Here is a 22,613-nt window from a genome sequence, read left to right on the forward strand (position 1 = left end):
GGGAGATATAAGGGTGGTCATCGGCTGTTTCAAGGCGATGACAGCCCGGCCCTTTACTCTTCGTCGTCGTCCAAATAGGGGTCTGCAAAGCCCAGTTCTTGCATGATGTCGCGCTCGAGCTGCTCCATCTCCTCGGCTTCCTCGTCCTCGATATGGTCATAACCTAGCAGATGCAGACTGCCGTGCACAACCATGTGGGCCCAGTGGGCCATGAGCGGTTTGCCCTGCTCGATGGCCTCGGCTTCCACCACCTGGCGGCAGATCACCAGATCGCCGAGCAGGGGCAGCTCGAGACCCGGGGGCGCCTCGAACGGGAAGGAGAGCACGTTGGTGGGTTTGTCCTTGCCACGGTAGGTGTGGTTGAGCTCGCGGCTCTCCGCCTCGTCCACCAGGCGCACCGTCACCTCGGCCTCCTCCTGGAAGCCCAGGATGGTGCCGTCAAGCCAGCCCTGCAGCTGGGCCTCGCTCGGCAGGCCGTCGTTGCTGGCACAGGCCAGTTGCAGATCCAGGGTCACGCTCATTGGGCACTCTCTTTGCTGGTGTTCGCTTTGTTGATGGCGGCCTTCTCGGCCGCCTGCTGGGCGTCAAATGCCTCGTAGGCCTGGACGATGCGGGCGACCACGGGGTGGCGCACCACGTCCTTGGACTCGAAGAAGTTGAAGGAGAGGCCATCGACCCCCTGCAGTACCTCCAGGGCGTGGCGCAGGCCGGACTTGGTGCTGCGGGGCAGGTCCACCTGGGTGATGTCGCCGGTGACCACCGCCTTGGAGTTGAAGCCGATGCGGGTCAGGAACATCTTCATCTGCTCCGTGGTGGTGTTCTGGGCCTCGTCCAGGATGATAAAGGCGTCATTCAAGGTTCTGCCTCGCATATAAGCGAGCGGCGCTACCTCGATGATGTTGCGCTCCATCAGCTTCTCCACGCGCTCGAAGCCCAGCATCTCGAACAGGGCGTCGTAGAGCGGGCGCAGGTAGGGGTCCACCTTCTGGGAGAGATCCCCGGGCAGGAAGCCGAGCTTCTCCCCCGCTTCTACCGCCGGACGGGTCAGCAGGATGCGGCGGATCTCCTGGCGCTCCAGGGCATCCACGGCGGCGGCCACCGCCAGATAGGTCTTGCCGGTACCGGCCGGGCCTATGCCGAAGCTGATGTCGTGGCGCACGATATTGGCGATGTACTGGGCTTGGTTCGGGCTGCGCGGCTTGATGAGGCCGCGTTTGGTCTTGACCGTCACCTCCTTGCCATAAGGCAGGCTGGGAGCCTCGTCCTCGTCCTGCTCCAGCACCCGGGACTCCTGCACCGCCAGGTGCACCATGTCGGGGGTAATGTCAGTCACCTTGCCGCCCTTGAGCGGCTGGGTCTCCACATAGAGGTGCTTGAGGATGACGGCTGCGGCGTCCACCTGGGCCTGCTTGCCGATCACCTGGAAATGGTTGTTCCGGTAGCTGACCTCGATGCCGAGGCGGCGCTCCAGCTGCTTGAGGTTGTCGTCAAAGGGGCCGCACAGGCTGGCGAGGCGCAGGTTGTCGGCGGGCTCCAGGTGCAGGTTCAGGGTCGCGATATGTCGGCTCAAGTTGACCTCGTTTCAGGGCGCCTCCCTCCGGGAGGGAAGCGCAATTAATGGGGAGTGAAGGCCGCAACGCCCAGGGGATCGGGCACGTTGTCGGGGCGGCGGGCCAGGATCTCGCTCGGCGCCGTGGCGATGCGCAGGTTCATCTCGTCCTCGCCACGGATGAAACGGCCGCGCAGGGAGAAGGGGCGCACGTCGATGATCTCCACGTCGGCGAAGCCGCCGATGAGGCGGTGGGAGCCCTCGAAGTTGACCACCCGGTTGTTCTCGGTGCGGCCACTGAGCTGCATGGGATCCAGCTTGGAGGGGCCTTCCACCAGGATGCGCTGTACCGAGCCCAGCATGGCGCGGCCGATGAGCATGGACTGGTGATTGATCTGGTTCTGCAGCCGGGTGAGGCGGGCCTTCTTCACCTCCATGTCCACATCGTCGGGCAGGTCCGCGGCCGGAGTGCCGGGGCGGGGGCTGTAGATGAAGCTGAAGCTCATGTCGAAGTTGATCTCCTCGATCAGCTTCATGGTGGCCTCGAAGTCCTCGTCCGTCTCGTTCGGGAAGCCGACGATGAAGTCCGAGCTCATGGTGATGTCGGGACGCACGGCGCGCAGGCGGCGGATCTTGGACTTGTACTCCAGCACGGTATGGGGCCGCTTCATCATGGTCAGGATGCGATCCGAGCCGCTTTGTACCGGCAGGTGCAGGAAGCTGACCACCTCGGGGGTGTCCCGATAGACCTCGATGATGTCGTCGGTGAACTCGATGGGGTGGCTGGTGGTGTAGCGAATGCGGTCGATGCCGTCGATGGCGGCCACCAGGCGCAGCAGCTCGGCGAAGGTGCAGTCATCCCCCTCGAAGGTCGGGCCGCGATAGGCGTTGACGTTCTGGCCGAGCAGGTTGACCTCGCGCACCCCCTGCTGGGCGAGCTGGGCGATTTCGTAGAGCACGTCGTCGAGCGGGCGGCTCACCTCTTCGCCGCGGGTGTAGGGCACCACGCAGAAGGAGCAGTATTTGGAGCAGCCTTCCATGATGGAGACGAAGGCGGTGGCCCCCTCGGCGCGCGGCTCCGGCAGGTTGTCGAACTTCTCGATTTCGGGGAAGGCGATGTCCACCTGGGCGCCGTGGCCCTCCTGCACCTGCTTGATCATGGCGGGCAGGCGATGGAGGGTCTGGGGGCCGAAGACGATGTCCACATAGGGGGCGCGCTTTCTCAGGTTGTCCCCTTCCTGGGAGGCGACGCAGCCGCCCACCCCGATCACCAGACCCGGCTTCTTGGCCTTGAGCTTCTTCCAGCGACCGAGCAGGTGGAACACCTTCTCCTGGGCCTTCTCGCGGATGGAACAGGTGTTCAGCAACAGGACGTCGGCCTCTTCGGGCTCTTCGGTCAGCTGATAACCATGGCTGGCGTCCAACAGGTCCGCCATCTTGGACGAGTCGTACTCGTTCATCTGGCAGCCCCAGGTCTTGATATGAAGTTTCTTGCTCATCGCTACTCTAATGACGGTTTTTTGCTATCGACAGGGTCAAAGGACCGGGCATTTTACTCCGCAATGGCGGGGCTGACTAGTTAATATCCGGCGGTCCCCATGGGCTGGCTGGCCGCGTCAACAGGGGTTTTGTCCTTGATTGGGCAAGGCAATTCGCCGCTTCTCTCACTGTTTATCCACCTTCGTTGCGCTATCATGCCCTCATTCGATTCAGCCCCTCTCTGTCTGCGTGGGCGCCCATTTCAGGAAGTACGTCATGGAACATTGCGATATCGCCATCGTCGGCGCCGGCATGGTGGGCGCCGCCACCGCCTGCCTGCTGGCGAGCCAGGGCCGCTCGGTGCGGGTCATCGAGACCCGGTTGCCGGGGCCCTACGCGCCGGAGCAGCCGCTGGATCTGCGGGTCTCCGCCATCAGTCTGGCGTCGGTGGCCCTGCTGGAGCAGGCGGGCGCCTGGCAATACCTGCGGCAGATGCGGCTGTGCCCCTATCGCCGGCTGGAGACCTGGGAGCTGGACGGCTTTGCCACCCGCTTTGATGCGGCCGACCTGGGCCTGCCCCAGCTTGGCTACATCATCGAGAACCGGCTGGTGCAGCTCGCTCTCTTGAGGCGTATGGAGGATTTCCCCAACATCCAGACCCATACCCCGGCGGCGGTGCAGAGTCTGCGTCAGGACAGGGAACACGCTACCCTGCTGCTGGATGATGGCACCGAGCTGCAGGCACGCTGGGTGCTGGCCTGCGACGGCGCCGAATCCCATACCCGCAGGCTCGCCGGGATCGGCGTCTCGCGCTTCGAGTACCGCCAGCACTGCATGCTGATCAACATCGACACCGACTTTGAGCAGGAGGACATCACCTGGCAGCAGTTCACCCCGCAGGGCCCCCGCGCCTTCCTGCCGCTGCCGGGTCGTCACGGCTCCCTGGTGTGGTACGACAGCCCGGCCCGCATCCGGGCCCTGACCGCCATGGACAACGAGGGGCTGGCCGCCGAGGTGCGCCGCCACTTCCCGAGCCGGCTCGGCGGCTTTCGCGTGACCGGCAAGGGGAGCTTCCCCCTGGTGCGTCGCCACGCCAACGACTACCACGCCGGCAGGGTGGTGCTGCTCGGTGATGCCGCCCACACCATCAACCCGCTTGCCGGGCAGGGGGTCAACCTCGGCTTCAAGGACGTGGCCTGCTGGGCCGAGGCTCTGGCCAAGGCGGGGGCTGACTGGCATGGGCTGGGGCTGGCCGCGCGCTACGAGCGCCGTCGGCGTCCGGACAACCTGCTGATGCAGTCGGGGATGGATCTCTTCTACGGGGCGTTCAGCAACGAGATAGGCCCCCTCAAGCTTGCCCGCAACCTGGCGCTGAACCTGGCGGACAAGGCGGGCCCCCTCAAGGAGATGGCGCTGCGTTATGCCCTGGGGCTGGTCTGAGGTTGCCGCCGGTCGCCATGAGAGAAGCGGGCGCAGCTCCCGTGAGCGTAACAACAAGGGGGCGGTTCTGATGAATCGCCCCCTTGTGCATCAGGCCTGCAGTCGCGCCAAGATCAGGGATGAGTCGAGCGATAGAAGGCCCACTCCTCGGCCACCTGGCCGTCTGGCAGATGGCAGTAACCCACGGCGCCATTGGCTTCCTGCTTGATGATCACTTTGCCTCCCTGTTCGCCACAGTAGACCGAGGCCGGGTTGGCCATGCCGACGGGCGTCGGCGCTTTTTCGCTGGCACAGGCGCTCAGCAAGAGGGCGGGCAAGAGCGCAATAAGTGGCTTGATCATGGGGTTCTCCCTTCAGATGGTGGCTGGATTCTCGCTGCCCATCTTACTGCCCCCCTCATAAAAAAGGCAAAAATGAGTCCATTTTATCCTTCGGTCGCGGGGCTGGCTGCCGGGTGGGCCGCCAGAACCAGTTGCAGGAAGCGATCCCGGATAGGGTCCGCAAACTCCGGGTTCCACACCAGGCTGATGTCCCACTCCGACCAGGGGCCGGAGAGAGGGTAGAGGGTCACCTCCTGGCCTGCGATAAAGCCGACGCTGCGGGGCAGGATGGCGTTGCCGATGCCGGCGGCCACCAGGGCCACCAGAGTCTGGATATCTTCCGCCTCCTGGATCATGCCGCTCAGGCGGTTGGCGCCGAGAAAGCGGGCTATCTGCCGGGTGAGACCGGGGCAGCGGTGACCCACCATCTGCAGCAGCGGCTGGCGAGTCAGGGCCTGCTCCACGTCGAAGGCCGCCGGATCCGGCAGCGTCATCCGGGTGGGAACGGCCAGCACCAGCCTGTCCGTCAGCAGCCTGTGCTCGCGCAGTTGCGGCGCCTCTGGCCGGCGCATGAAACCGGCCTGCAGCCGTCCGGTCAGCAGCTGCTCCTGCTGAATGGCGGAGGTCATGTCCTGCAGATGCACCAGCACGTCCGGGGCCTGCTGCTTGAAGGCGGCCACCAGGGAGGGGGCGAGTGCGAAGCTGGAGAGCCCGAACCCTATCCTGAGGCGCCCCGCGGCGCCGCTCGCCAGCGCCAGGGCGTGATGTTCGAACCCCTTGCCGTGTTCGACCAGGGCAAGGGCCTGGGGGAGCAGCTGCTGGCCGATGGCGGTCAGCTCGGCGCCGTGGCGCCCCCGGTTGAACAGGGTGCTGCCGAGGGCGAGCTCCAGCCCCTGGATCTGCTTGGTGAGGGCCGGCTGGGTCACGAACAGCCGCTGCGCCGCCTCGCGGTAGTTGGCGGTCTCGGCCAGCATGACGAAGGCCTGCAGTTGCCTGAGGTCGAATTTCATTCCATTTGGTTATCCAATGTGGCGATTTATTGATTATAAATTATCTAACTGCCTTGTTCTAATGGTCTCGAAACAGGCCATCCGGCCTGCCGACCAGCCACAAGGAGTCATGTCATGTCGACCGAACGCTATCTGTTCTTGATCAAGGGAAGCCTGGTACTGGCACAGCCACTGGCGGCCCAGGAGACGGGGGAACTGCTGACCAGCCTGTTGCAGCAGGGATTTGCGGTGGGCCCCCAGCCGGTGTGGGCGAGCAATGCCGAGCAGGCGCTCGCCTGCTATGAGGCCGCGACCCAGCGGCAGGCCTTCATCGACACGCTGGCGGGGCGCTGAAGGGATCGAGCCGCATCGGCCGACCGGGGTATCTGGACGCTGAGCTCGAACGGGATCGCCGGATGGGGAGGGCTCATGGGTTGGCCGACGGGCTGCCATCCCGGTCATCCGGCGCGTCTTCCCGGTGCAGCTCCACCCGGTTGCGACCATGGCGCTTGGCCTGATAGAGCGCCTGATCGGCGCGGGAGAGCAGCCTGTCCAGGTTGTAGGTGCCGCGTTGCTGGCAGGCGAGCCCTATGCTGACGGTGGCGACGATGGGTTGACCGGACGCATCCATCATGCTCATCCCGGCCACCTTCTCCCGCAGTCGCTCGACCACCTCCAGGGCCTGGGACTGGGTGGTCGCCGGCAGCACGATGGCGAACTCCTCCCCTCCCAGACGCACGAAGAGATCCCCCTGGCGCAGCTGGTGACGCACTGTATCGGTGAAGGCCCTGAGCAGGTGATCGCCGGACTCGTGGCCATGACTGTCATTGACGCGCTTGAAGTGGTCCAGATCCAGCATGCCGACGGCGACGGGGAGCTGGCGCAGCTCCTGGGTGGCTAGCATGGACTGGGCCATCGGCCAGAAGCCGGTGCGATTGAGCACGCCGGTGAGGTGATCATGATGGGCCAGATGCTCCATCCTGCTCAGCAGGTTGTTGCGCACGGCCATGATGCTGGCGGCGGTGAGGGGGGTGAGGGCGATCAGCATGACGCCGATCCTGACCGAAAACATCCAGTACTGGGTCTGGGCATCGTGGCTGATGACGAGATAGCCGTTGGAGAGGGCCAGCAGGGTCAGGGTGCTGAAACCCAGGGAGAGCAGGCTGGTGGTAAAGAGCGAATAGCTGACGGCGCACCACAGCAGGGCGGGCACCGGGAAGGCGATGGAGCCGGGACCAGCGATCAGCAGGGAGAGCATCATGGTGCAGAGCAGGCTCAGCAGTGGCATCAGCCTGGGCCAGGAGAGCTGGGGCCGGAACAGGCGGGCTAGCCAGGCCGAGATCTCCCCGGGGGGAGGCAGCGTGAGGATCACCGGCAGTATGGCCATGTAGTTGACGAGCTCGCTGGCAAACCAGAAGCCGAGCCCGTAGAGCATGGTGCCCTGAAAAAGCAGGGGATTGATGAAGGCCCCGACGAGGCCGGCAGCCAGGGAGGCCGCCATGGATATCAGTAGCAAAAACACCAGGGAGGTGGGTCGCCTCAGACGCCTCTCTTGCGAGCTCAGGCAGCGAAACAGCACAAAGCCGACGCAGACGCCCGCCAGGTTGCCCAGGGTCAGCAGCAGCGTCTTCTGGAGGTCGTCCTGGGTGAACTGGGCGGCGAGCAGGTAGCCTGCAATGCTTCCCAGCCACCCCGGCAGGGAGGCGAGGCGTGGGTAGCGCAGCATGATGCCGAGCAGCACGGCGTTGGCCGGCCAGAAGGCGGCCAGCAGGTTCGGGGGGCGGGTGAAGATGCCCATCAGGGAGAACAGGAGGATCAGGGTGGTGACACAGAGAAAGGCAAACAGCGGATAGAGTCTGGGCGGGATCTGCTGGCGTCTGGCCTCCCTCATGAGGTTCTCCTCGTCATGACTGATAATGTTGTCACAGAGTAGGGGGGTTGACGGGAAAAGGACAGAGGAGAGGCGGGAAGAGGCCCCCTGCGAGAGGGGGCCGGGGGATTAGCCGAAGACCCGGAAGCGGACATCGTCCTCGATGAAGGTCTTGTCACCGGCGGGCTGTTCTATGCTGCCGAAGGGCATCTGGGCACGCAGGAGCCAACTAGCGGGCAGGTTCCACGTCTGGCGCACCGCCTCGTCGATCAGCGGATTGTAGTGCTGCAGGGAGGCGCCGATGCCTTCCTGGGCCAGGGTGGTCCAGACCGCGAACTGGGCTATCCCGGTGCCGTGTTCGGACCAGATGGGGAAGTTGTCGGCATAGAGGGCGAACTTCTGCTGCAGATCCTGGATGACGGCGGTGTCCTCGAAGAAGAGAACGGTTCCGAAACCGGCCCGGAAGCTGCCGTTGATCTTGGCCTCACTCTGGGGATAGGCCTCCGGCGGAACTATCTTCTTGAGCTCGGCCTTGACGATGTCCCACAGCTTGTGGTGCTCCTCGCCAAACAGAATGACGGCGCGGGAGCTCTGGGAGTTGAAAGAGGAGGGGCTGTGCTTGATGGCATCCTTGATAAGGGCCGTCAGTTGGGGCTCGGAATGGGTCACCCGGTTGCCCAGGGCATAGATGGTACGACGTACTTTGATCTGTTCGATAAACGGACTGCTCATAACATCTCCTTGGTTGATGGATCATCGCCGATAACGTTCATCTGGCTCCGATTTCTCGAGTCATCGACTATAACACCTTCTGCACAAGAAACCGTCAACACGGGGTGAGGAGTGTTTTTACTTTTTATGGATATTCACTGCTCGGGAACGCATATATAAGAGTGGACCCAATGTTCCCTTTTCGACCCCCAACAGTAGCCACTGATGATTTCAATCAATGATGGTTTGGTTGATTTCACCATAAAATGAGTTTTTAACGACATTTTATGGGTGGTGGAGTGGCTGCTGCGATCATCAAGGAACGCTATTACATCCTGACCCCGCTGTCGTTTGTGCTTGGCGCCCTGGTGCTGATCGCCACCCTGTTGCTGGCGGCGGCCAGCTACCTGCAGAGCATCGACAAGACCATGGCGGGTTACGGTCACATGCTCACCACCATCGATGCCACCCTGATCCACGAGCTGGCGCAGGACAACCAGCGGCAGCTCGGCGTGCTGGAGTCCTCCCTGGACAAGCGGGCGATCGCGAGGGGGGAGACGGCCATCAACCCGATCTGGCCCATCGCCCATCAGTTCAAGCACGACGCCCACTACCTCTTTTTCTACAACGTGCGCACCAACCACCTCGACGGCTATCCCGACTGGCGTGCGCCGGCAGGCTATGAGGCGCGGGAGCGCCCCTGGTACCAGGCGATCGCCAGCGGCGGTGATGACCTCATCTGGTTTGGCCCCTACGATGAGTTTGCTTCCGCCAACCAGGTACTGACCCTGATCAAGCGGGTCAGGGATGACGAGGGGCAACTGCTGGGGCTGCTGATGGTGGACATGTCGTTCAACACGCTGCAGGCGGCGTTGGGGCGGGCACTGGGAGGGGACCAGGCCGCCCTCTACATCACGGAGCGCAAGGGGGGGCAGCGGGTGGTGGGGCACAATCTGCAGCTGCTGCCGAGCGCCTTCGACCGGGAGCGTCAGGTCGGCGGGCTGGATGTGCTCTGGGAGGGGCGCCACCTCAGGCACGGGCTCACCGACATGGACTGGGATCTCAACCTCTACCTGCCCCCCGGCCATTTTCACGAGAACCTGCAGGAGACCCTGCTGATGGTGGTGCTGCCCGCGCTGGCACTGCTCTGCATCTGGCTGTGCAGCCTGCTGTTACTGGTGCGGATCTTCCGCCAGGAGCAGGCGCTGGTGCAGGGCTCCCTCAGCGGCCTCATTCGGGATGAGGCCTTGCTGGAGATCCAGCGGCGCCAGCGCACCTGGTTCGTGCATGGCAGCCTGGGGGAGATAAACCAGGTCAGAACCAGTCTGCAGCAGGGGCTGGATGCCCTGTTGCACGATCCCCTCACCGGCATCATGAACCGGCGGGCCTTCGAGCAGGACAGGGCCGGGCTGGAGCAGGAGGGCACCCCCTACTGGCTGGTCCTGTTCGACGTGGACAACTTCAAGGGCGTCAATGACAGCTGGGGACACGGGGTGGGGGATGCCGTGCTGTTTCGGGTGGCGACCATCATGGCGAGAACCCTGGGGGAAGGGGGGGTCTACCGGATCGGTGGGGACGAATTTGCGGCCCTGCTGCCCTGGGAGCGGGAGGAGGTGGAGTACGGCCTGACCCACCTGCTGGGGAGGGTACGGACGCTGCAATGGCGCGAGTTCGAGGCGTCCATCACCCTGAGCGCCGGAGGCGCGCACTATCCGGAGGACTCCCCTGACCCGTTCGAGCGGGCCGATGAATGCCTCTACGAGAGCAAGCGGCAGGGGCGCGACTGCTGGCATCTCTCCTCCCCTGAAACGTCCTTCTGCGGGGGTATGTGACAGTATCTGTCAGAGCATTGCAGTGGGAAAAATAATGCTCTGGGGCAAGAATCGGGTCACAGCGGAGATAATTTCCTATGTGACCTTTTTTTTTAATTAATTTTCATGTGTTTAGCCTGCTCCAATGGAACCTGTCGCGAACAGGAGACAACCGGGTTGCCGCAGCTCTCCCTGTTGCCGCAGTAGCGCAGGGCATGTCGCTTTGTATAGTGCTGGGAAAAATCACCAGTCATCAGGCTTGACGGGAGTATCCCATGAAAATGAAACAGTTTGGCATGAGTACGGTGGCATTGCTGGGGTCGCTGCTGTTGGGAACGGGTCAGGTGCAGGCGTCCGAGACCCTCAATACCATACTCGGCGGCGGTGCCGGCGGGGTGGCCGGGACCATGATCGGCAAGGAGCTGGGCGGCGACACGGGGGCCCTGGTCGGGGCGGCGATCGGCGGTGCGGCAGGTGGTGCGGCCACGGCCAACCGGGGCAACAAAAATGAAGCCGCCCTCGGAGGCGCCGTCGGTGCCCTGGGTGGCGCCGCCATCGGCAAGAGCGTCGGGGGCGACACCGGTCGCCTGATCGGGGCCGGCATCGGCGGTGCAGGCGGTTCCGCCATCGGCGCCAAGACCGGCGACACTCACGAGAGCCGGGGTGGCCGTTACTACGGTGACCGGCACTATCATGATCACCGCCATTACTACAAGAAGCACAAGAAACACCGCAAGCACAAATGGCACGACGATTGATGCCACTGCAGGATGCAAGAAGGGGCCACTGGCCCCTTTTTTTGATCCCGCAGCCGAGGCCCGGGGACGGTGTGCGCCGCTAGACCAGCCGGTGCTGGCGCCTGCCGAGGGCGAAGGCGTTGATATTGTCGATCAGCTGATCCGCGAGTCGCTGCATCGACTCCTCGCTGGCCCAGGCGACATGGGGGGTCAGGATGAAGTTGGGGTAGCGCAGGGCCTGCATCAGGGGATGTTCCGGAGGAGGCGGCTCCTGGCTCGCCACATCGAAGCCGGCGCCGCCGAGGCGCCCGTTGCCGAGGGCCTCCAGCAGGGCCTGCTCGTCCACCAGGCCGCCGCGTCCCACGTTGATGAGCAGGGCGCCCGGTTTCATCATGGCCAGCTCCCGCTCGCCTATCAGATGGCGGGTATAGGGGGTCAGCGGGCAGTGCAGGCTGATCACGTCCGAGCTCTCCAGCAGGGCGTCCAGGGGCAGTCGGTCGTCATCGCCACTCGTCCCTATCTGGCTCTGGGCATAGCGAACCTCCATGCCGATGGCCTGGGCCCGCTGCCCCAGCGCCTGCCCCAGCGTCCCCTTGCCGATGATGCCGAGGCGCTTGCCGTGCAGATCCGCGATGGGGTGATCGAAGAAGCAGAACTGGCCGCTCTGTTGCCAGCGTCCCTCCAGCAAGGATTGGCGCCAGGCGAACAGGTTGCGTGACAGGGCCAGCATCAGTGCCATGGCGTGCTCGGGGACGGAGGGGCCCGAGTAGTTGCGGATGTTGCACACGGCGACACCGGCGGCGCGGCACGCCTCCAGATCCAGGTTGTCGCTGCCGGTGGCCGCGAGGGCAATCAGCTTGAGCTCGGGCAACCTGGCCAGTTCGTCGGCACCGATGCGGACCTTGTTGATGATGGCGATGCTGGCGCACGCGAGGCGCTCAACCACCTGATCCGGCGCCGTGGCCGGATAGCTCTGCCAGTGATGGGGAAAATCGGGGCGACGCAGATTGATGCCGGCGTCCAGGGTGTCGCTGTCGAGAAACACGATTTGCTGCATGAAGCCTCCTGCCAATGGAAGAGACATGATGCCAAAGAGGGAGGGCGGCTGACCAGCCCGGTCATGAGCGGCGGCAGGAGGGCCGCTCCTGCCTCGTTATGGGGTCAGATCCAGCCCAGGTGGGTCAGCCAGCCCTGGATGCGTCCGGGGGTCTCCTCGAGATCCATCAGGGCATAGGGGCGGTAGTTGAGCTTGTGGCTGCGACGACTCTCGTGCCTGCGCGCCTCGGCGGCCAGCAGGGGCCAGCGGTTGCCCTCCTCCTGGTAGAGGTCGAGGGTGGGCACGCTGGCCTGGGCTACCTGCTTGGCAAGGGTCTGGTTGCTCTGCTGGTTGGGGAAGAAACCGTCCAGCAGGACCAGGGCGTCGGGGGCGGGCAGCTGCTCGCTCGCGATGAGGTTCGCGGCCCAGGCCGCGCTGGTGCCCTGTGCCAGCAACAGCCTGAAGCCACCCTCCTGCAGCTTGGCGTCGCCGATCTCGCTGATGCGGGTGGCAAACTGTTTGCGAAAGTCGTCGATGGCCTGCTGTTTCTTTTCGGCAGCCGGGTCCAGCTCGGCCTGGCGGGGGGAGGGGAGCAGCAGCAGGGTATCGAACCCGAGACGTCCCAGATCCCGGGTCAGTTGCCACAGCTGGCCGCTGCGCTGCCAGTCGGGCAGCAGGATCGCGAGCCCCACGTAGTTGTCGCCGTCGTGCTTCGCGAACAGCACCCGCTGCTTGTCGACTCGGGTGCTGTCAGGCACCCCTTGCCAGTCCGTGTTCTGCCAATAGTCGGCGGGGGGCGGCGGGGCGAGATCGAGGAGGGAGGAAGGGGGCGTCTGCCCGGCGCCGTGGGCGGCGAAGGCTAGCAAGGTCAGCAGTAGGCAGGGGCGAAACGACATGGGAAATCCTCCATTACACCCTGATAGCGGCTGTGGCGGCGTTTTCTTGAGAGCTTCGCAAAGGGGCTTGCCACCTCCCGCGAGATAACAAGAGCGGGGCTCGTGGAAGCGCGGCCTGATGGCGGGGCGCTATGGCTTCATATGGCAAAGCAATGCCGGATTTGATCGTTCCCTCATCCCATTCCCACGTGTTTCAGTAAGGACATGCAGAGGCGGGGCTCCCCCGCAGCTGGCCACCCCCCTCATCAGGAGAAACACTATGTATCTGTTCCACTGTTACAGCGACCTGGCTCTGACCTTGACCCATCTGTTCACCGACCGGGAGCGCTATCGCCATGAGCACCTTGACCCACTTGCCTGAACTCGACCTCGGGCAGCTCGATGCCTCGCCCAGGCAACGGGCGCAATTTCTGACCGCCTTGCGCAATGCCGCCCGGGAGGTGGGATTCTTCTACCTGACCGGCCACGGCATCGATCCCGAGCTGCAGCGGCAGTTGCAGCAGCTGTCGCGCGCCTTCTTTGCATTGCCTGCCGCCGCCAAGCAGCAGGTTGCCATGATCCATTCCCCCCACTTTCGAGGCTATAACCGGCCGGGGGCCGAGCTGACCCGTGGCCAGCCCGACTGGCGCGAGCAGTTCGATATCGGCGCCGAGCGCCCTGCCTTGCCACTGGCCGCGGGCGATCCGCCCTGGTGGCGGTTGCAGGGGCCGAATCAGTGGCCCGATGGGCTGCCTGAGCTCAAGCCCGTGCTGCTGGGCTGGCAGCAGGCGATGACCCGGATGTCCCGCACCCTGCTCGGCGCCTTTGCCGAGGCGCTCGCGCTGCCGCCGGATGCCTTCGATGCCTTGCACGGAGAGCGCCCCAACGAGCACATCAAGCTGATCCGCTATCCCGGTGAGCACGGTGCGACCCAGGGGGTGGGGCCTCACAAGGACTCGGGGTTCCTGAGCTTCCTGCTGCAGGATGACCAACCCGGCCTGCAGGTAGAGGTGGAGCCCGGGCGCTGGCTCGATGCACTCCCCCGTCCCGGCACCTTTGTCGTCAACATCGGTGAGCTGCTGGAGTTGGCCAGCAATGGTTACCTGCGGGCGACCGTGCACCGGGTGGTGCCGTCGGCGCCTGGGCATGAGCGCCATTCCATCGCCTTCTTCCTGGGGGCCCAGCTCGATGCCGTGGTGCCCGTCTACCCGCTGCCCGACGCCCTGGCCCGCGAGGCGAGGGGGCCGGCCACAGACCCGGACAACCCGCTTTTGCGGGAGGTGGGGTGGAATTACCTCAAGGGGCGACTGCGTTCCCACCCGGATGTGGCCCGGCGCCATCATGCCGATCTGCTGCCGGCGCCCCGGGTGCTGGCGGTCGGCGAAGCCTACTGATTGCATCGAAAGGAATCTCAAGATGAAGCAGAACAGACGACTGTTTTCCCTGACCGGCGTGGTACTGGCCCTCGGGCTCTCCTTTTCCTCCCAGGCGGCCCAGGCGCTGCGGGTGGCCGCCGATCCCCTGCCCCATGCCGAAATCCTTGGCGAGGTGAAACGCCAGGATCCCACCCTGGACCTGCAGGTGATCGAGCTCAGCGGTGGCATCAATGCCAATGAACTCCTGGTGGCGGGGGATGTGGATGCCAACTACTTCCAGCACGTTCCCTACCTCAAGGATCAGGAGAAGGCGCTCGGTACCGAGCTGGTGGTGGCCGCCACCGTGCATGTGGAGCCGCTCGGCATCTATTCGAAGAAGTTCAAGCGGCTCGAGGAGGTGCCGGCCAAATCGGTGATCGCCTTGCCCAACAACGTCACCAACCTGAGCCGGGCGCTCTACCTGTTGCAGAGCAAGGGGCTCATCACCCTCAAGGCGGGCTATCAGGATCCGGCCCGGGATCTGGCCACGGTGCAAGACATTGCCACGAATCCCAGGGAGCTCAAGATCCTGGAGATCGAGTCACCCCAGCTGCCCCGTTCGCTGGACGATGTGGATCTGGCGGTGATCAATGGCAACTATGCCCTGGAGGCGGGGCTGGAGCCGGCTCGGGATGCCCTGGGGCTGGAGAGCGCCGAGCATAACCCTTACGCCAACATCCTGGTGACCACTCCGGCGTTCAAGGATGATCCGCGGATCCGCAAGCTGGCGCGGGAGCTGGAGTCCAGGGCGATCGCCGAGTTCATTCGCAAGAGCTACAAGGGATCGGTGATCCCGGTGGCGGGGCAGCAGTCATGATAGCGCTCGAGGGGCTGGGCAAGCGCTACCCCGGGCACTCGCAGCCAGCCCTGGACGGGGTGTCGCTGGCAATCCCGGACGGGGCCATCTATGGCATCCTCGGGCGCAGCGGGGCGGGCAAGAGCACCCTCATCCGTTGCCTCAATCTGCTGGAGCGGCCGACCAGCGGCCGCATTCTGGTGGACGGGCGCGACATCACGGCATTGGAGGGGGCGGCCCTGCGCCGCCATCGCCAGGCTTGCGGCATGATCTTTCAGCATTTCAACCTGTTGCATGCCCGCAACGTGGCAGACAATGTGGCTGTGCCGCTGGAGATCGCCGGGGTGGCGCGCCGCGAGCGGTCAGCCAGGGTCGCCGAGCTGCTCGAATTGGTGGGGCTCTCGGAGCACGCGCTCGCCTTCCCCTCCCGGCTCTCGGGCGGGCAGAAACAGCGGGTCGGCATCGCCCGCGCTCTGGCCGGCAACCCGTCCCACCTGCTGTGTGACGAGGCGACCAGCGCGCTGGACCCGGAGACCACGGAGTCGGTGCTGGCACTGCTTGCCGACATCAACCGTCGGCTCGGGCTCACCATAGTGCTCATCACCCACGAGCTGGACGTGGTCAAGGCCATCTGCGATCACGCGGCGCTGCTCGAGCGGGGCGTGCTGGTCGAGAGCGGGGCCCTGGGCACCCTGCTGGCGGATCCCGGCTCTCGCGTGCGGCAGGCCCTGCTGCCGGATCCCGAGGCCCAGCGCCGCTTCTTGCTGCGTCACGGGGTGGAGGAGGCGCGTCTATGCAGAGTCGCCTGAACCTGGATGCCCTGCTCGACCTGATGTATCAGGGGACTGTCGAGACGCTCTATATGGTCGGGGTGGCGGCTCTCTTCACCCTGTTGCTGGGGTTGCCGATCGGAGTACTGCTGGTGGTGACCCGCAAGGAGGGCGTGCTGCCGCTGCCCCGCGTCAACATGGTGCTGGGGCTGTTTATCAACATCGGGCGCTCGCTCCCCTTCGTGGTGCTCTTGATCGCGCTGATCCCCCTGACCCGGCTGCTGGTCGGTACCACCCTTGGCAGCACGGCGGCGATCGTGCCCATCACCCTGGGGGCCTTTCCCTTCTTTGCCAGGGTGGTGGAAAATGCCCTCGATGAAGTGGACAAGGGGCGTGTCGAAGCGGTGCTCGTCATGGGGGGAAGCGGCTGGCACGTGGTGGCCAAGGCGTTGCTGCCCGAGGCGCTGCCAGCCCTGCTGGCCGGGCTGACCCTGACGGTGGTGATGCTGATCGGCTTCTCCTCCATGGCGGGGGTGATCGGTGGTGGGGGGCTTGGGGATCTGGCCATTCGCTACGGGTATCAGCGCTTCGACGATCAGGTGATGGCGGGGACCGTCGTCATTCTGCTGCTGTTGGTGCAGCTGGTGCAGGGAGTGGGGGATCGGGTGGTGCGGGCACTGGCCCACCGCCGCTAGGGGCACCTCCCTTCATCAGGCTGCCAGCAAGGTGCCAGCCAATAAAAAAGCGAGCCCGAGGCTCGCTTTTTTGCAATGACATCAAGGGGTCAACTTAGTTGACGCGACGCTTGAATTCACCGGTACGGGTGTCGATTTCGATCTTGTCACCGATCTCCACGAAGGCGGCAACGGCCAGCTCGTAGGAGGTACCCTTCAGGCGGGCAGGCTTGGTCACTTTACCAGAGGTGTCGCCACGGGCGGCCGGCTCGGTGTACTCGACTTCGCGAACGATGGTGGTCGGCAGCTCTACGGAGATGGCTTTCTCGTTGTAGAAAGTCACTTCACACAGATCTTCCATGCCGTCTACCAGGTAGTTCAGCGCGTCACCCAGGTTGTCTTTCTCGACGTCGTACTGGTTGTACTCGGTGTCCATGAAGACATACAGCGGGTCGGAGTAGTAGGAGTAGGTGCACTCTTTACGCTCCAGCTGAACGACTTCCAGCTTGTCGTCGGCCTTGAAGACGGTTTCGGTGGCGCTGCCGTTCAGCAGGCCTTTCAGCTTCATCTTGACCACGGCGGAGTTACGGCCGGATTTGTTGAATTCAGCCTTCTGGACCACCATCGGCTCGGTGCCGATCATGACTACGTTGCCAGCGCGGATTTCCTGTGCGGTTTTCATGTAAAAAATTCCTGTTCGTGAAACGGACGGATAAAAACTGCCAGATTATATACGGCTTTCTAAAAATTTCACCAACCTCGTGACGAGATCCCCGTCGGCAAGCAACTTCTGTGACCAGGCTCCCCCATGTTGCTGCCAGATGGCGCCGTATCGCGGCCATTGGGCCCAGAGTTCGCCGACATCCTGCCCATGGTTGAGGGCAAGATTGACGTCGCGCAGCCACTGGCCACACTCGGCGGGCAAGTCCGCCAGATAGTGGTCGAGGAAGTCCTCCAGCTTGGCGATGTGGGCCTCATCATCCTGGGGGTAGATGTGCCACAGGAAGGGGCGCGCCGCCCACTGGGCCCGCACGAAGGAGTCCTCCCCGCGCACCAGATTGAGGTCGCAGCTCCACAGCAGGCGATCGTAGCCAGCCTGATCCGTCATCGGCAGCAGCTTGATGGCGAGGCTGCCCGAGCGCAGCAGGTCTCCCGCCCGGGCGGTGGGGATGGCGTCAGCCAGCCCGGCGCCGGTGAGCACGTCGTTGAGGGAGCGGCCGAGCGGCAGCAGCAGGGTGACCGGTGTGGCGCCCTGGCTCCAGCTCGCTACCAGACTTCTGAGCGCCGCGCTCTCGTAGGTAAAGAGGCTGACTCTCAGTTCATTTTCTTGCCTGGGTGGCAAGCCCAGACTCGCCCAGTAAACATCGAGCCCCGCCTCGTCCTGCTGCCAGCGCTCCCGCTCGGCGATAAGCCCCCGCTCGCACAACAGGCCGCCCGTTTTCTGCGTGAAGCCCGGGAAGAAGAAGTACTTGTCGAGGCTGCGGTTGCCCACCCGCTGGGGGGAGGCGAGACCGTGGCAATCCTCGACCCAGGCTTCGGCGGAGAGGTACTCCAGGTTGATCCAGCAGGGGGCAGGGCTCTGCGCCGCCATGCGCTGGATGAAGGAGGGGGGCAGCGTGCAGGCGAACGCCTCGATCACCACCCGGGCCGGGATGGCCTCCGGGGGCAGGTCGTCGTGCCAGCGCTGGACATAGACCCCCTGTTGCCACTGGCCGTCCAGGGCGGGGTCCAGGCCCGGGCAGATGCGGGCGAAGCTCGCCAGATCGTCCACCCAGAGCCGCACGCCGGTGCCCCCGCCCTCCTGCTGCAACTGGCGGGCGAGCCGCCAGGTGACGCCGATGTCGCCGAAGTTGTCCACCACGGCGCAGAAGATATCCCAGTCGAACGGGGGGAGAGGGCTTGTCATGGCGCGGGATCCCAGATGCAAAAAAACCGGTGCGCAGGGTAGCACACCGGTGACTTGGCTTCTAACCGTCAGGCGGGCGGATCACTCCTTGCCGTAGACGTTGTTCTCCTGCTCGCGCACCCGGATAAAGGTGGTGCGCTTGGTGAGTTCCTTGAGCTGGCTGGCACCGACGTAGGTGCAGGTGGAGCGCACGCCCCCCAGGATGTCGCGCACGGCGTTTTCCACCGGGCCGCGATAGGGGAGCAGCACCGTCTTGCCCTCGGAGGCGCGGTACTCGGCGACGCCGCCGGCGTGCTTGTCCATGGCGCTGGACGAGCTCATGCCGTAGAACTTCATGAAGGGGGCGCCATCCACGTCGACGATCTCGCCGCCGCACTCCTCGTGGGCGGCCAGCATGCCCCCCAGCATCACGAAGTCAGCGCCGCCGCCGAAGGCCTTGGCCACGTCACCCGGGCAGGTGCAGCCGCCGTCGCCGACGATCTGGCCACCGAGGCCGTGGGCCGCATCGGCACACTCGATGATGGCGGAGAGCTGGGGATAGCCGACGCCGGTCTTGACCCGGGTGGTGCAGACCGAGCCCGGGCCTATGCCCACCTTGACGATGTCGGCGCCGGAGAGGATCAGCTCCTCCACCATCTCGCCGGTCACCACGTTGCCCGCCAGGATGACGTGGTTAGGGCAGGCCTCGCGGATCTTGCGCAGGAATTCGACGAAGTGCTGGGAGTAGCCGTTGGCCACGTCCACGCAGATGAAACGCAGCGCCTCGGACATGGCGAGGATCTGGCGGGTCTTGACGAAGTCCTCGTCCGAGGTGCCGGTCGATACCATTACGTGGCCCAGCACGGCCGGGTCAGTCTCATCGACGAAGGTTTGCCACTGCGCGAGGCTGTAGTGCTTGTGTACCGCCGTCATCATCTCGAAGCCGGCCAGGGCACGGGCCATGGCGAAGCTGCCGACGGTGTCCATGTTGGCGGCGATGACGGGCACGCCCTGCCACTGGGTCTGGGTGTGCTTGAAGGTGAACTGGCGGGTCAGGCTGACTTGGGAACGGCTCTTGAGAGTAGAGCGCTTGGGGCGAAACAGGACATCCTTGAAACCCAGCTTCAAGTCTTCTTCGATACGCATTACGAATTCCTTATTGAGCCTTGTTGAACGTCACTTTTGCAGTGGCAGATTTTCGGCAGGCACAAAAAAACCGGGGGTTTTCAGGGCCTCCGGTTTACAGCAGTGTAGGCAAAAATCCCGCCAGAACAAGACTGATAATTCGTGTCCCGCTGTGGTAGCCTTTGGCGTCACAACCTGAGGATGGCAGACAGTGTCATCCAGCACCTTTTTCTCCCCCCGTTTTCCCCCCTTTTGTCGCTTCTTCCCTTGCGCTGCCGGCACGGATTGTCGCCTGCTGGCGGGATCGCCATGGGCTGCTCGCCGGGGGCCGAGAATCCGGTTGACCCGCCGGGCGGCTGTGATAGATCTGGGCCCAGGTTACACAAGGCGAGAGAGCGAGATGGGCAAGACGATGGTGGGCGCGGCCATGTTGCTGGCGTTGTGCGGCAGCGCGATGGCGGCGCCGGCCAGCTACGGCTGGATCGAAAAGGGGCTGCTCATGCCCTCCGGGGTGGCGGTCAAGATGAAGCTGGATACCGGCGCCCTCACATCCTCTCTGGATGCCCGGGATCTGCGGCACTTCAGGCGCGACGGCAAGCCCTGGGTGCGCTTCAACCTGGAGCTGACCGACGCCAATACCGACAAGGTGGTGCGTCAGACCCTGGAGCGGCCGGTGGAGCGCAGCGTCACGGTGCGGGGGGCGGGCGGCATGGAACAACGCCCCACGGTGACCATGAGCATCTGCGTCGGCGACAAGGTCTATGAGGAGTGGTTCACCCTGCGGGATCGCAGCAAGATGATCTATCCCGTGCTGATTGGCCGCCGTCTGCTGGCCGAACTGGGGCCGGTGGATGCGAGGCGTACCTTCACGGTACAGCCCAGCTGCCGCTGAGGGGCGGAGAAAAAACGGGGGCCAGGCCCCCGTTTTTCATGGCTGAGCGGCGGGCTCGCCAACCCTCATGCCGAACGTGGCGGGGCGGGCAGCAGCACGCTCACCTCCAGCCCCCCCTGCGGCCGGTTGTGGATGTCGAGATCCGCTCCGTGCAGCTGGGCGATGCGCGAGACGATGGCCATGCCGAGCCCCACGCCGTCCCCCTGCTGGGGGTTGACCCGGAAGAAGCGCTCGCACAGTCGCGACAGGGCGGCGGTGGGGATGCCGGGGCCGTTGTCCCGCACATCCACCCGGACCCGGTTGCCCTCCTGGCTGACCATCACGGCGATCTCGCCACCCGCCTGGGTGTAGCGCAGCGCATTGTCGATGAGGTTGCCGAACATCAGGTCCAGCAGCATGGCCTGCCCCATCACCTGCAGATGCTCGCCCCCCTCCAGGGAGAGCTGCTGATCCTTCTTCAGGGCGATGGGGGCCAGGGTGGCCAGGGTGCCCTGCAGCAGGGGGAGCAGGGGGAGGGCGGTGAGCGCCGGCGTCTGCTGGTTGTCGATGCGGGCCTGGGTCAGCAGCTGGCGGATCAGGCGATCGCTGCGATCCAGGGCCAGGAGCATCTTGCGCAGCGCCTGTTCGCGGCTCGCCTCGTCTTCGGCCGCCATGGCATTCTCGCTGTGGATGCGCAGCACCGCCAGCGGGGTGCGCAGCTCGTGGGCCGCCTCGTTGGTGAACTGTTTCTCCCGCTCAAGGGTGTCCGCCAGGGCGTGCATCAGCCGGTTGATCTCCCCCACCAGGGGCGTCAGCTCCTCGGCCTTGATGGCCAGGTTGAGGGGGCTCAGGTTGGCGGGGTGGCGCTCGCCGATGGCCTGGGCAAGCTGGTGCAGCGGGGCCAGGCCACGGGTGATCAGCCACCACAGCAGGCCGAGCAGGAAGGGCAGGGTGATGAAGAGCGGCAGCATGGTGAGGGTGGCCATCTTGCTCGCCAGCTCCCCCCGCTCGTCGTCCCGCTCCGCCACGATGAGCCAGGTCTGCTCGTCCTTGTTGTAGAGGGTGAAGGTGCGCCAGTCGTGGCCGTCGCGGTGCACGGCGCCAAAGCCCAGCTCCGGTTTGCTGAACAGCTGGCGCGGGGCGCTGGGGGAGCGCAGCAGTATGTTGCCCTCCTCATCCGTCATCTGGAAGGTGAGGTTGCGCTCGAACTCGTGGCCATAGGGGGTGAACTCGTTGTCCTCCCCGATCTGGCCGAATCCGCTCGGCTCCTGGTGGGGCGCGTTCGGCTCGGCCTGCTCCCACTCCTGGTAGATGGCGCCGTTGCTCGGCAGATCGCCGCTCTGCTGCAGATAGCGGTTGAGCAGCTGGTTGGTGATGCGGGCGGACTGGGCCAGGCGGGCATCGAACAGCTCCTCCATCTCGTGGTTGGCCTCCAGATAGCCGATGAGGCCGCTGACGGCGAGGCTGACGCTGACCAGGGCCAGGATGCCGGAGAGCAGGAAGCGGCGGATGGAGCGGACGCGACTCATGGTGCCAGGGCTCCCTTGCCAGCCTGGCTGTCGAGCTGGGGCACTATGTAGCCGACCCCGCGGATGTTGCGGATGAGCTCGGGGAAAAACTTCTTGCGCAGGTGGTGGATGTGCACCTCCACCGCATTGCTCTCGGCCCCCTCGTCCCAGCCGTAGAGGCTCTGCTGCAGCTGGTCGCGGCTGAGCACCCGGCCGCTCTGGGTGATGAGCTCCTGCAGCAGCTTGTACTCGTGGGGCGTGAGCCTGACCGGCTCGCCCCGGTAGGTGACCTGCTGGGAGGCCGGGTAGAGCTGCAGCTCCCCGTACTCCAGCACCGCCTGGGCCTGCCCTTTGCTGCGGCGCACCAGGGCGCGCAGGCGGGCGTTGAGCTCCTGCAGGGCGAAGGGCTTGACCATGTAGTCGTCGGAGCCCGCGTCCAGCCCCAATACCCGGTCGTCCAGGGCATCCCGGGCGGTGAGGATGAGCACCGGCAGACTCTGCCCTTCCCGGCGCAGCTTGCGCAGCAGGCTGATGCCGTCGATGTCGGGCAGGTTGAGGTCCAGAATGAGGGCGGCGAACTCCTCGCTCTTGAGCGCCGACAGGGCGGGCAGTCCCTGCTGCAGCCAGTCCACCGTGTAGCCGCTGCTGCGCAGGGCATCCACCATGCCGTCCCCCAGCATCACATCATCTTCCACCAACAGGATCCGCATTCTCTTCTCCCCTCAAACGGCACTGCCCACCAGTATGCAAGC

At 64.8% G+C, this 22,613-nt stretch carries 22 protein-coding genes and 1 pseudogene; 9 read left to right on the forward strand and 14 right to left on the reverse strand.

Features of this window, described 5'->3' with window-relative positions:
* Nucleotides 1–53: 53 nt before the first annotated feature.
* From ybeY to miaB, 3 genes are read right to left on the reverse strand one after another with little or no spacing between them, the layout of a single operon-like run.
* Nucleotides 54–521, reverse strand: coding sequence for an rRNA maturation RNase YbeY (gene ybeY / locus J9885_RS16630; protein ID WP_043762179.1), 468 nt, complete (start codon nucleotides 519–521; stop codon nucleotides 54–56).
* Complete coding sequence (locus J9885_RS16635; RefSeq protein WP_134695377.1) at nucleotides 518–1,570, reverse strand: PhoH family protein; 1,053 nt, start codon at nucleotides 1,568–1,570, stop codon at nucleotides 518–520. Before J9885_RS16635 ends, ybeY begins: the two co-directional genes overlap by 4 nt.
* Before the next feature lie 44 nt (nucleotides 1,571–1,614).
* Nucleotides 1,615–3,048, reverse strand: coding sequence for a tRNA (N6-isopentenyl adenosine(37)-C2)-methylthiotransferase MiaB (gene miaB, locus J9885_RS16640; RefSeq protein WP_134695378.1), 1,434 nt, complete (start codon nucleotides 3,046–3,048; stop codon nucleotides 1,615–1,617).
* A 256-nt stretch (nucleotides 3,049–3,304) separates the two neighbouring features.
* On the opposite strand from miaB, the gene J9885_RS16645 reads away from it, so the two are divergent.
* Nucleotides 3,305–4,468, forward strand: a complete 1,164-nt coding sequence (locus J9885_RS16645; RefSeq protein WP_043762176.1) for an FAD-dependent monooxygenase — start codon at nucleotides 3,305–3,307, stop codon at nucleotides 4,466–4,468.
* Nucleotides 4,469–4,581: 113 nt separating this feature from the next.
* Here the strand turns inward: J9885_RS16645 and J9885_RS16650 are convergent, their stop codons facing one another.
* A complete protein-coding gene (locus J9885_RS16650; protein WP_043762175.1) occupies nucleotides 4,582–4,809 on the reverse strand; it encodes a DUF333 domain-containing protein in 228 nt (75 codons plus the stop codon).
* Between the two features lie 83 nt (nucleotides 4,810–4,892).
* Complete coding sequence (locus J9885_RS16655; RefSeq protein ID WP_210550105.1) at nucleotides 4,893–5,798, reverse strand: LysR family transcriptional regulator; 906 nt, start codon at nucleotides 5,796–5,798, stop codon at nucleotides 4,893–4,895.
* 114 nt (nucleotides 5,799–5,912) lie between these two features.
* Between J9885_RS16655 and J9885_RS16660 the strand changes: the two genes are divergently transcribed.
* Nucleotides 5,913–6,131 carry a hypothetical protein gene (locus tag J9885_RS16660; RefSeq protein ID WP_134695382.1) on the forward strand — a complete coding sequence of 73 codons (219 nt, stop codon included), beginning with the start codon at nucleotides 5,913–5,915 and terminating at the stop codon, nucleotides 6,129–6,131.
* 73 nt (nucleotides 6,132–6,204) lie between these two features.
* Here the strand turns inward: J9885_RS16660 and J9885_RS16665 are convergent, their stop codons facing one another.
* The gene (locus J9885_RS16665; RefSeq protein WP_210550106.1) at nucleotides 6,205–7,668 is read right to left on the reverse strand and encodes a GGDEF domain-containing protein; all 1,464 of its coding nucleotides are present in this window, start codon (nucleotides 7,666–7,668) and stop codon (nucleotides 6,205–6,207) included.
* Between the two features lie 108 nt (nucleotides 7,669–7,776).
* Nucleotides 7,777–8,379 carry a nitroreductase family protein gene (locus J9885_RS16670; RefSeq protein WP_134695384.1) on the reverse strand — a complete coding sequence of 201 codons (603 nt, stop codon included), beginning with the start codon at nucleotides 8,377–8,379 and terminating at the stop codon, nucleotides 7,777–7,779.
* Between the two features lie 278 nt (nucleotides 8,380–8,657).
* Between J9885_RS16670 and J9885_RS16675 the strand changes: the two genes are divergently transcribed.
* Both J9885_RS16675 and J9885_RS16680 read left to right on the forward strand, forming a co-directional pair.
* Nucleotides 8,658–10,190 (forward strand): sensor domain-containing diguanylate cyclase, encoded by a 1,533-nt coding sequence (locus J9885_RS16675; RefSeq protein WP_210550107.1) that lies wholly within the window; start codon nucleotides 8,658–8,660, stop codon nucleotides 10,188–10,190.
* Between the two features lie 254 nt (nucleotides 10,191–10,444).
* Nucleotides 10,445–10,927 carry a glycine zipper domain-containing protein gene (locus tag J9885_RS16680; RefSeq protein ID WP_043762168.1) on the forward strand — a complete coding sequence of 161 codons (483 nt, stop codon included), beginning with the start codon at nucleotides 10,445–10,447 and terminating at the stop codon, nucleotides 10,925–10,927.
* 79 nt (nucleotides 10,928–11,006) lie between these two features.
* Here J9885_RS16680 and J9885_RS16685 read toward each other — a convergent pair whose 3' ends face one another.
* Both J9885_RS16685 and J9885_RS16690 read right to left on the reverse strand, forming a co-directional pair.
* Nucleotides 11,007–11,963, reverse strand: coding sequence for a D-2-hydroxyacid dehydrogenase (locus J9885_RS16685; protein ID WP_210550108.1), 957 nt, complete (start codon nucleotides 11,961–11,963; stop codon nucleotides 11,007–11,009).
* Between the two features lie 104 nt (nucleotides 11,964–12,067).
* On the reverse strand, nucleotides 12,068–12,838 hold the full coding sequence (locus J9885_RS16690; protein ID WP_210550109.1) for a DUF3530 family protein: 771 nt from the start codon (nucleotides 12,836–12,838) through the stop codon (nucleotides 12,068–12,070).
* Between the two features lie 335 nt (nucleotides 12,839–13,173).
* Here J9885_RS16690 and J9885_RS16695 point away from each other — a divergent pair, with 335 nt between their 5' ends.
* The 4 genes and pseudogenes from J9885_RS16695 to J9885_RS16710 all read left to right on the forward strand — a co-directional run bounded on the left by J9885_RS16695 (nucleotide 13,174) and on the right by J9885_RS16710 (nucleotide 16,493).
* Complete coding sequence (locus J9885_RS16695; RefSeq protein WP_210550110.1) at nucleotides 13,174–14,211, forward strand: isopenicillin N synthase family oxygenase; 1,038 nt, start codon at nucleotides 13,174–13,176, stop codon at nucleotides 14,209–14,211.
* Nucleotides 14,212–14,233: 22 nt separating this feature from the next.
* The gene (locus J9885_RS16700; protein WP_210550111.1) at nucleotides 14,234–15,049 is read left to right on the forward strand and encodes a MetQ/NlpA family ABC transporter substrate-binding protein; all 816 of its coding nucleotides are present in this window, start codon (nucleotides 14,234–14,236) and stop codon (nucleotides 15,047–15,049) included.
* Nucleotides 15,046–15,714: pseudogene (locus J9885_RS16705) on the forward strand (ATP-binding cassette domain-containing protein); the annotation flags it as partial. The gene J9885_RS16700 and the pseudogene J9885_RS16705, both read left to right, overlap by 4 nt.
* Before the next feature lie 107 nt (nucleotides 15,715–15,821).
* Nucleotides 15,822–16,493, forward strand: coding sequence for a methionine ABC transporter permease (locus J9885_RS16710; protein ID WP_210550113.1), 672 nt, complete (start codon nucleotides 15,822–15,824; stop codon nucleotides 16,491–16,493).
* A 94-nt stretch (nucleotides 16,494–16,587) separates the two neighbouring features.
* Here the strand turns inward: J9885_RS16710 and efp are convergent, their stop codons facing one another.
* The 3 genes from efp to J9885_RS16725 form a co-directional block, all read right to left on the reverse strand.
* On the reverse strand, nucleotides 16,588–17,154 hold the full coding sequence (gene efp / locus J9885_RS16715) for an elongation factor P (protein ID WP_010673788.1): 567 nt from the start codon (nucleotides 17,152–17,154) through the stop codon (nucleotides 16,588–16,590).
* Nucleotides 17,155–17,199: 45 nt separating this feature from the next.
* Nucleotides 17,200–18,378, reverse strand: coding sequence for an elongation factor P maturation arginine rhamnosyltransferase EarP (earP, locus tag J9885_RS16720; protein WP_210550114.1), 1,179 nt, complete (start codon nucleotides 18,376–18,378; stop codon nucleotides 17,200–17,202).
* An 81-nt stretch (nucleotides 18,379–18,459) separates the two neighbouring features.
* Entirely contained in the window at nucleotides 18,460–19,503 is a 1,044-nt protein-coding gene (locus tag J9885_RS16725) for a GMP reductase (protein ID WP_134695393.1), read from the reverse strand.
* A gap of 379 nt (nucleotides 19,504–19,882) precedes the next feature.
* Here J9885_RS16725 and J9885_RS16730 point away from each other — a divergent pair, with 379 nt between their 5' ends.
* Nucleotides 19,883–20,374 (forward strand): RimK/LysX family protein, encoded by a 492-nt coding sequence (locus J9885_RS16730; protein WP_246876998.1) that lies wholly within the window; start codon nucleotides 19,883–19,885, stop codon nucleotides 20,372–20,374.
* A gap of 65 nt (nucleotides 20,375–20,439) precedes the next feature.
* On the opposite strand, the gene J9885_RS16735 is transcribed toward J9885_RS16730, so the two are convergent.
* Together J9885_RS16735 and J9885_RS16740 are read right to left on the reverse strand one after the other, a co-directional pair.
* Entirely contained in the window at nucleotides 20,440–21,882 is a 1,443-nt protein-coding gene (locus tag J9885_RS16735) for an ATP-binding protein (protein WP_210550115.1), read from the reverse strand.
* The gene (locus tag J9885_RS16740) at nucleotides 21,879–22,571 is read right to left on the reverse strand and encodes a response regulator (RefSeq protein WP_043762160.1); all 693 of its coding nucleotides are present in this window, start codon (nucleotides 22,569–22,571) and stop codon (nucleotides 21,879–21,881) included. Before J9885_RS16740 ends, J9885_RS16735 begins: the two co-directional genes overlap by 4 nt.
* Nucleotides 22,572–22,613: the final 42 nt, after the last annotated feature.

The organism is Aeromonas sp. SrichE-2G (genome assembly GCF_017939565.1).
GTDB classification, from domain to species: domain Bacteria; phylum Pseudomonadota; class Gammaproteobacteria; order Enterobacterales; family Aeromonadaceae; genus Aeromonas; species Aeromonas taiwanensis.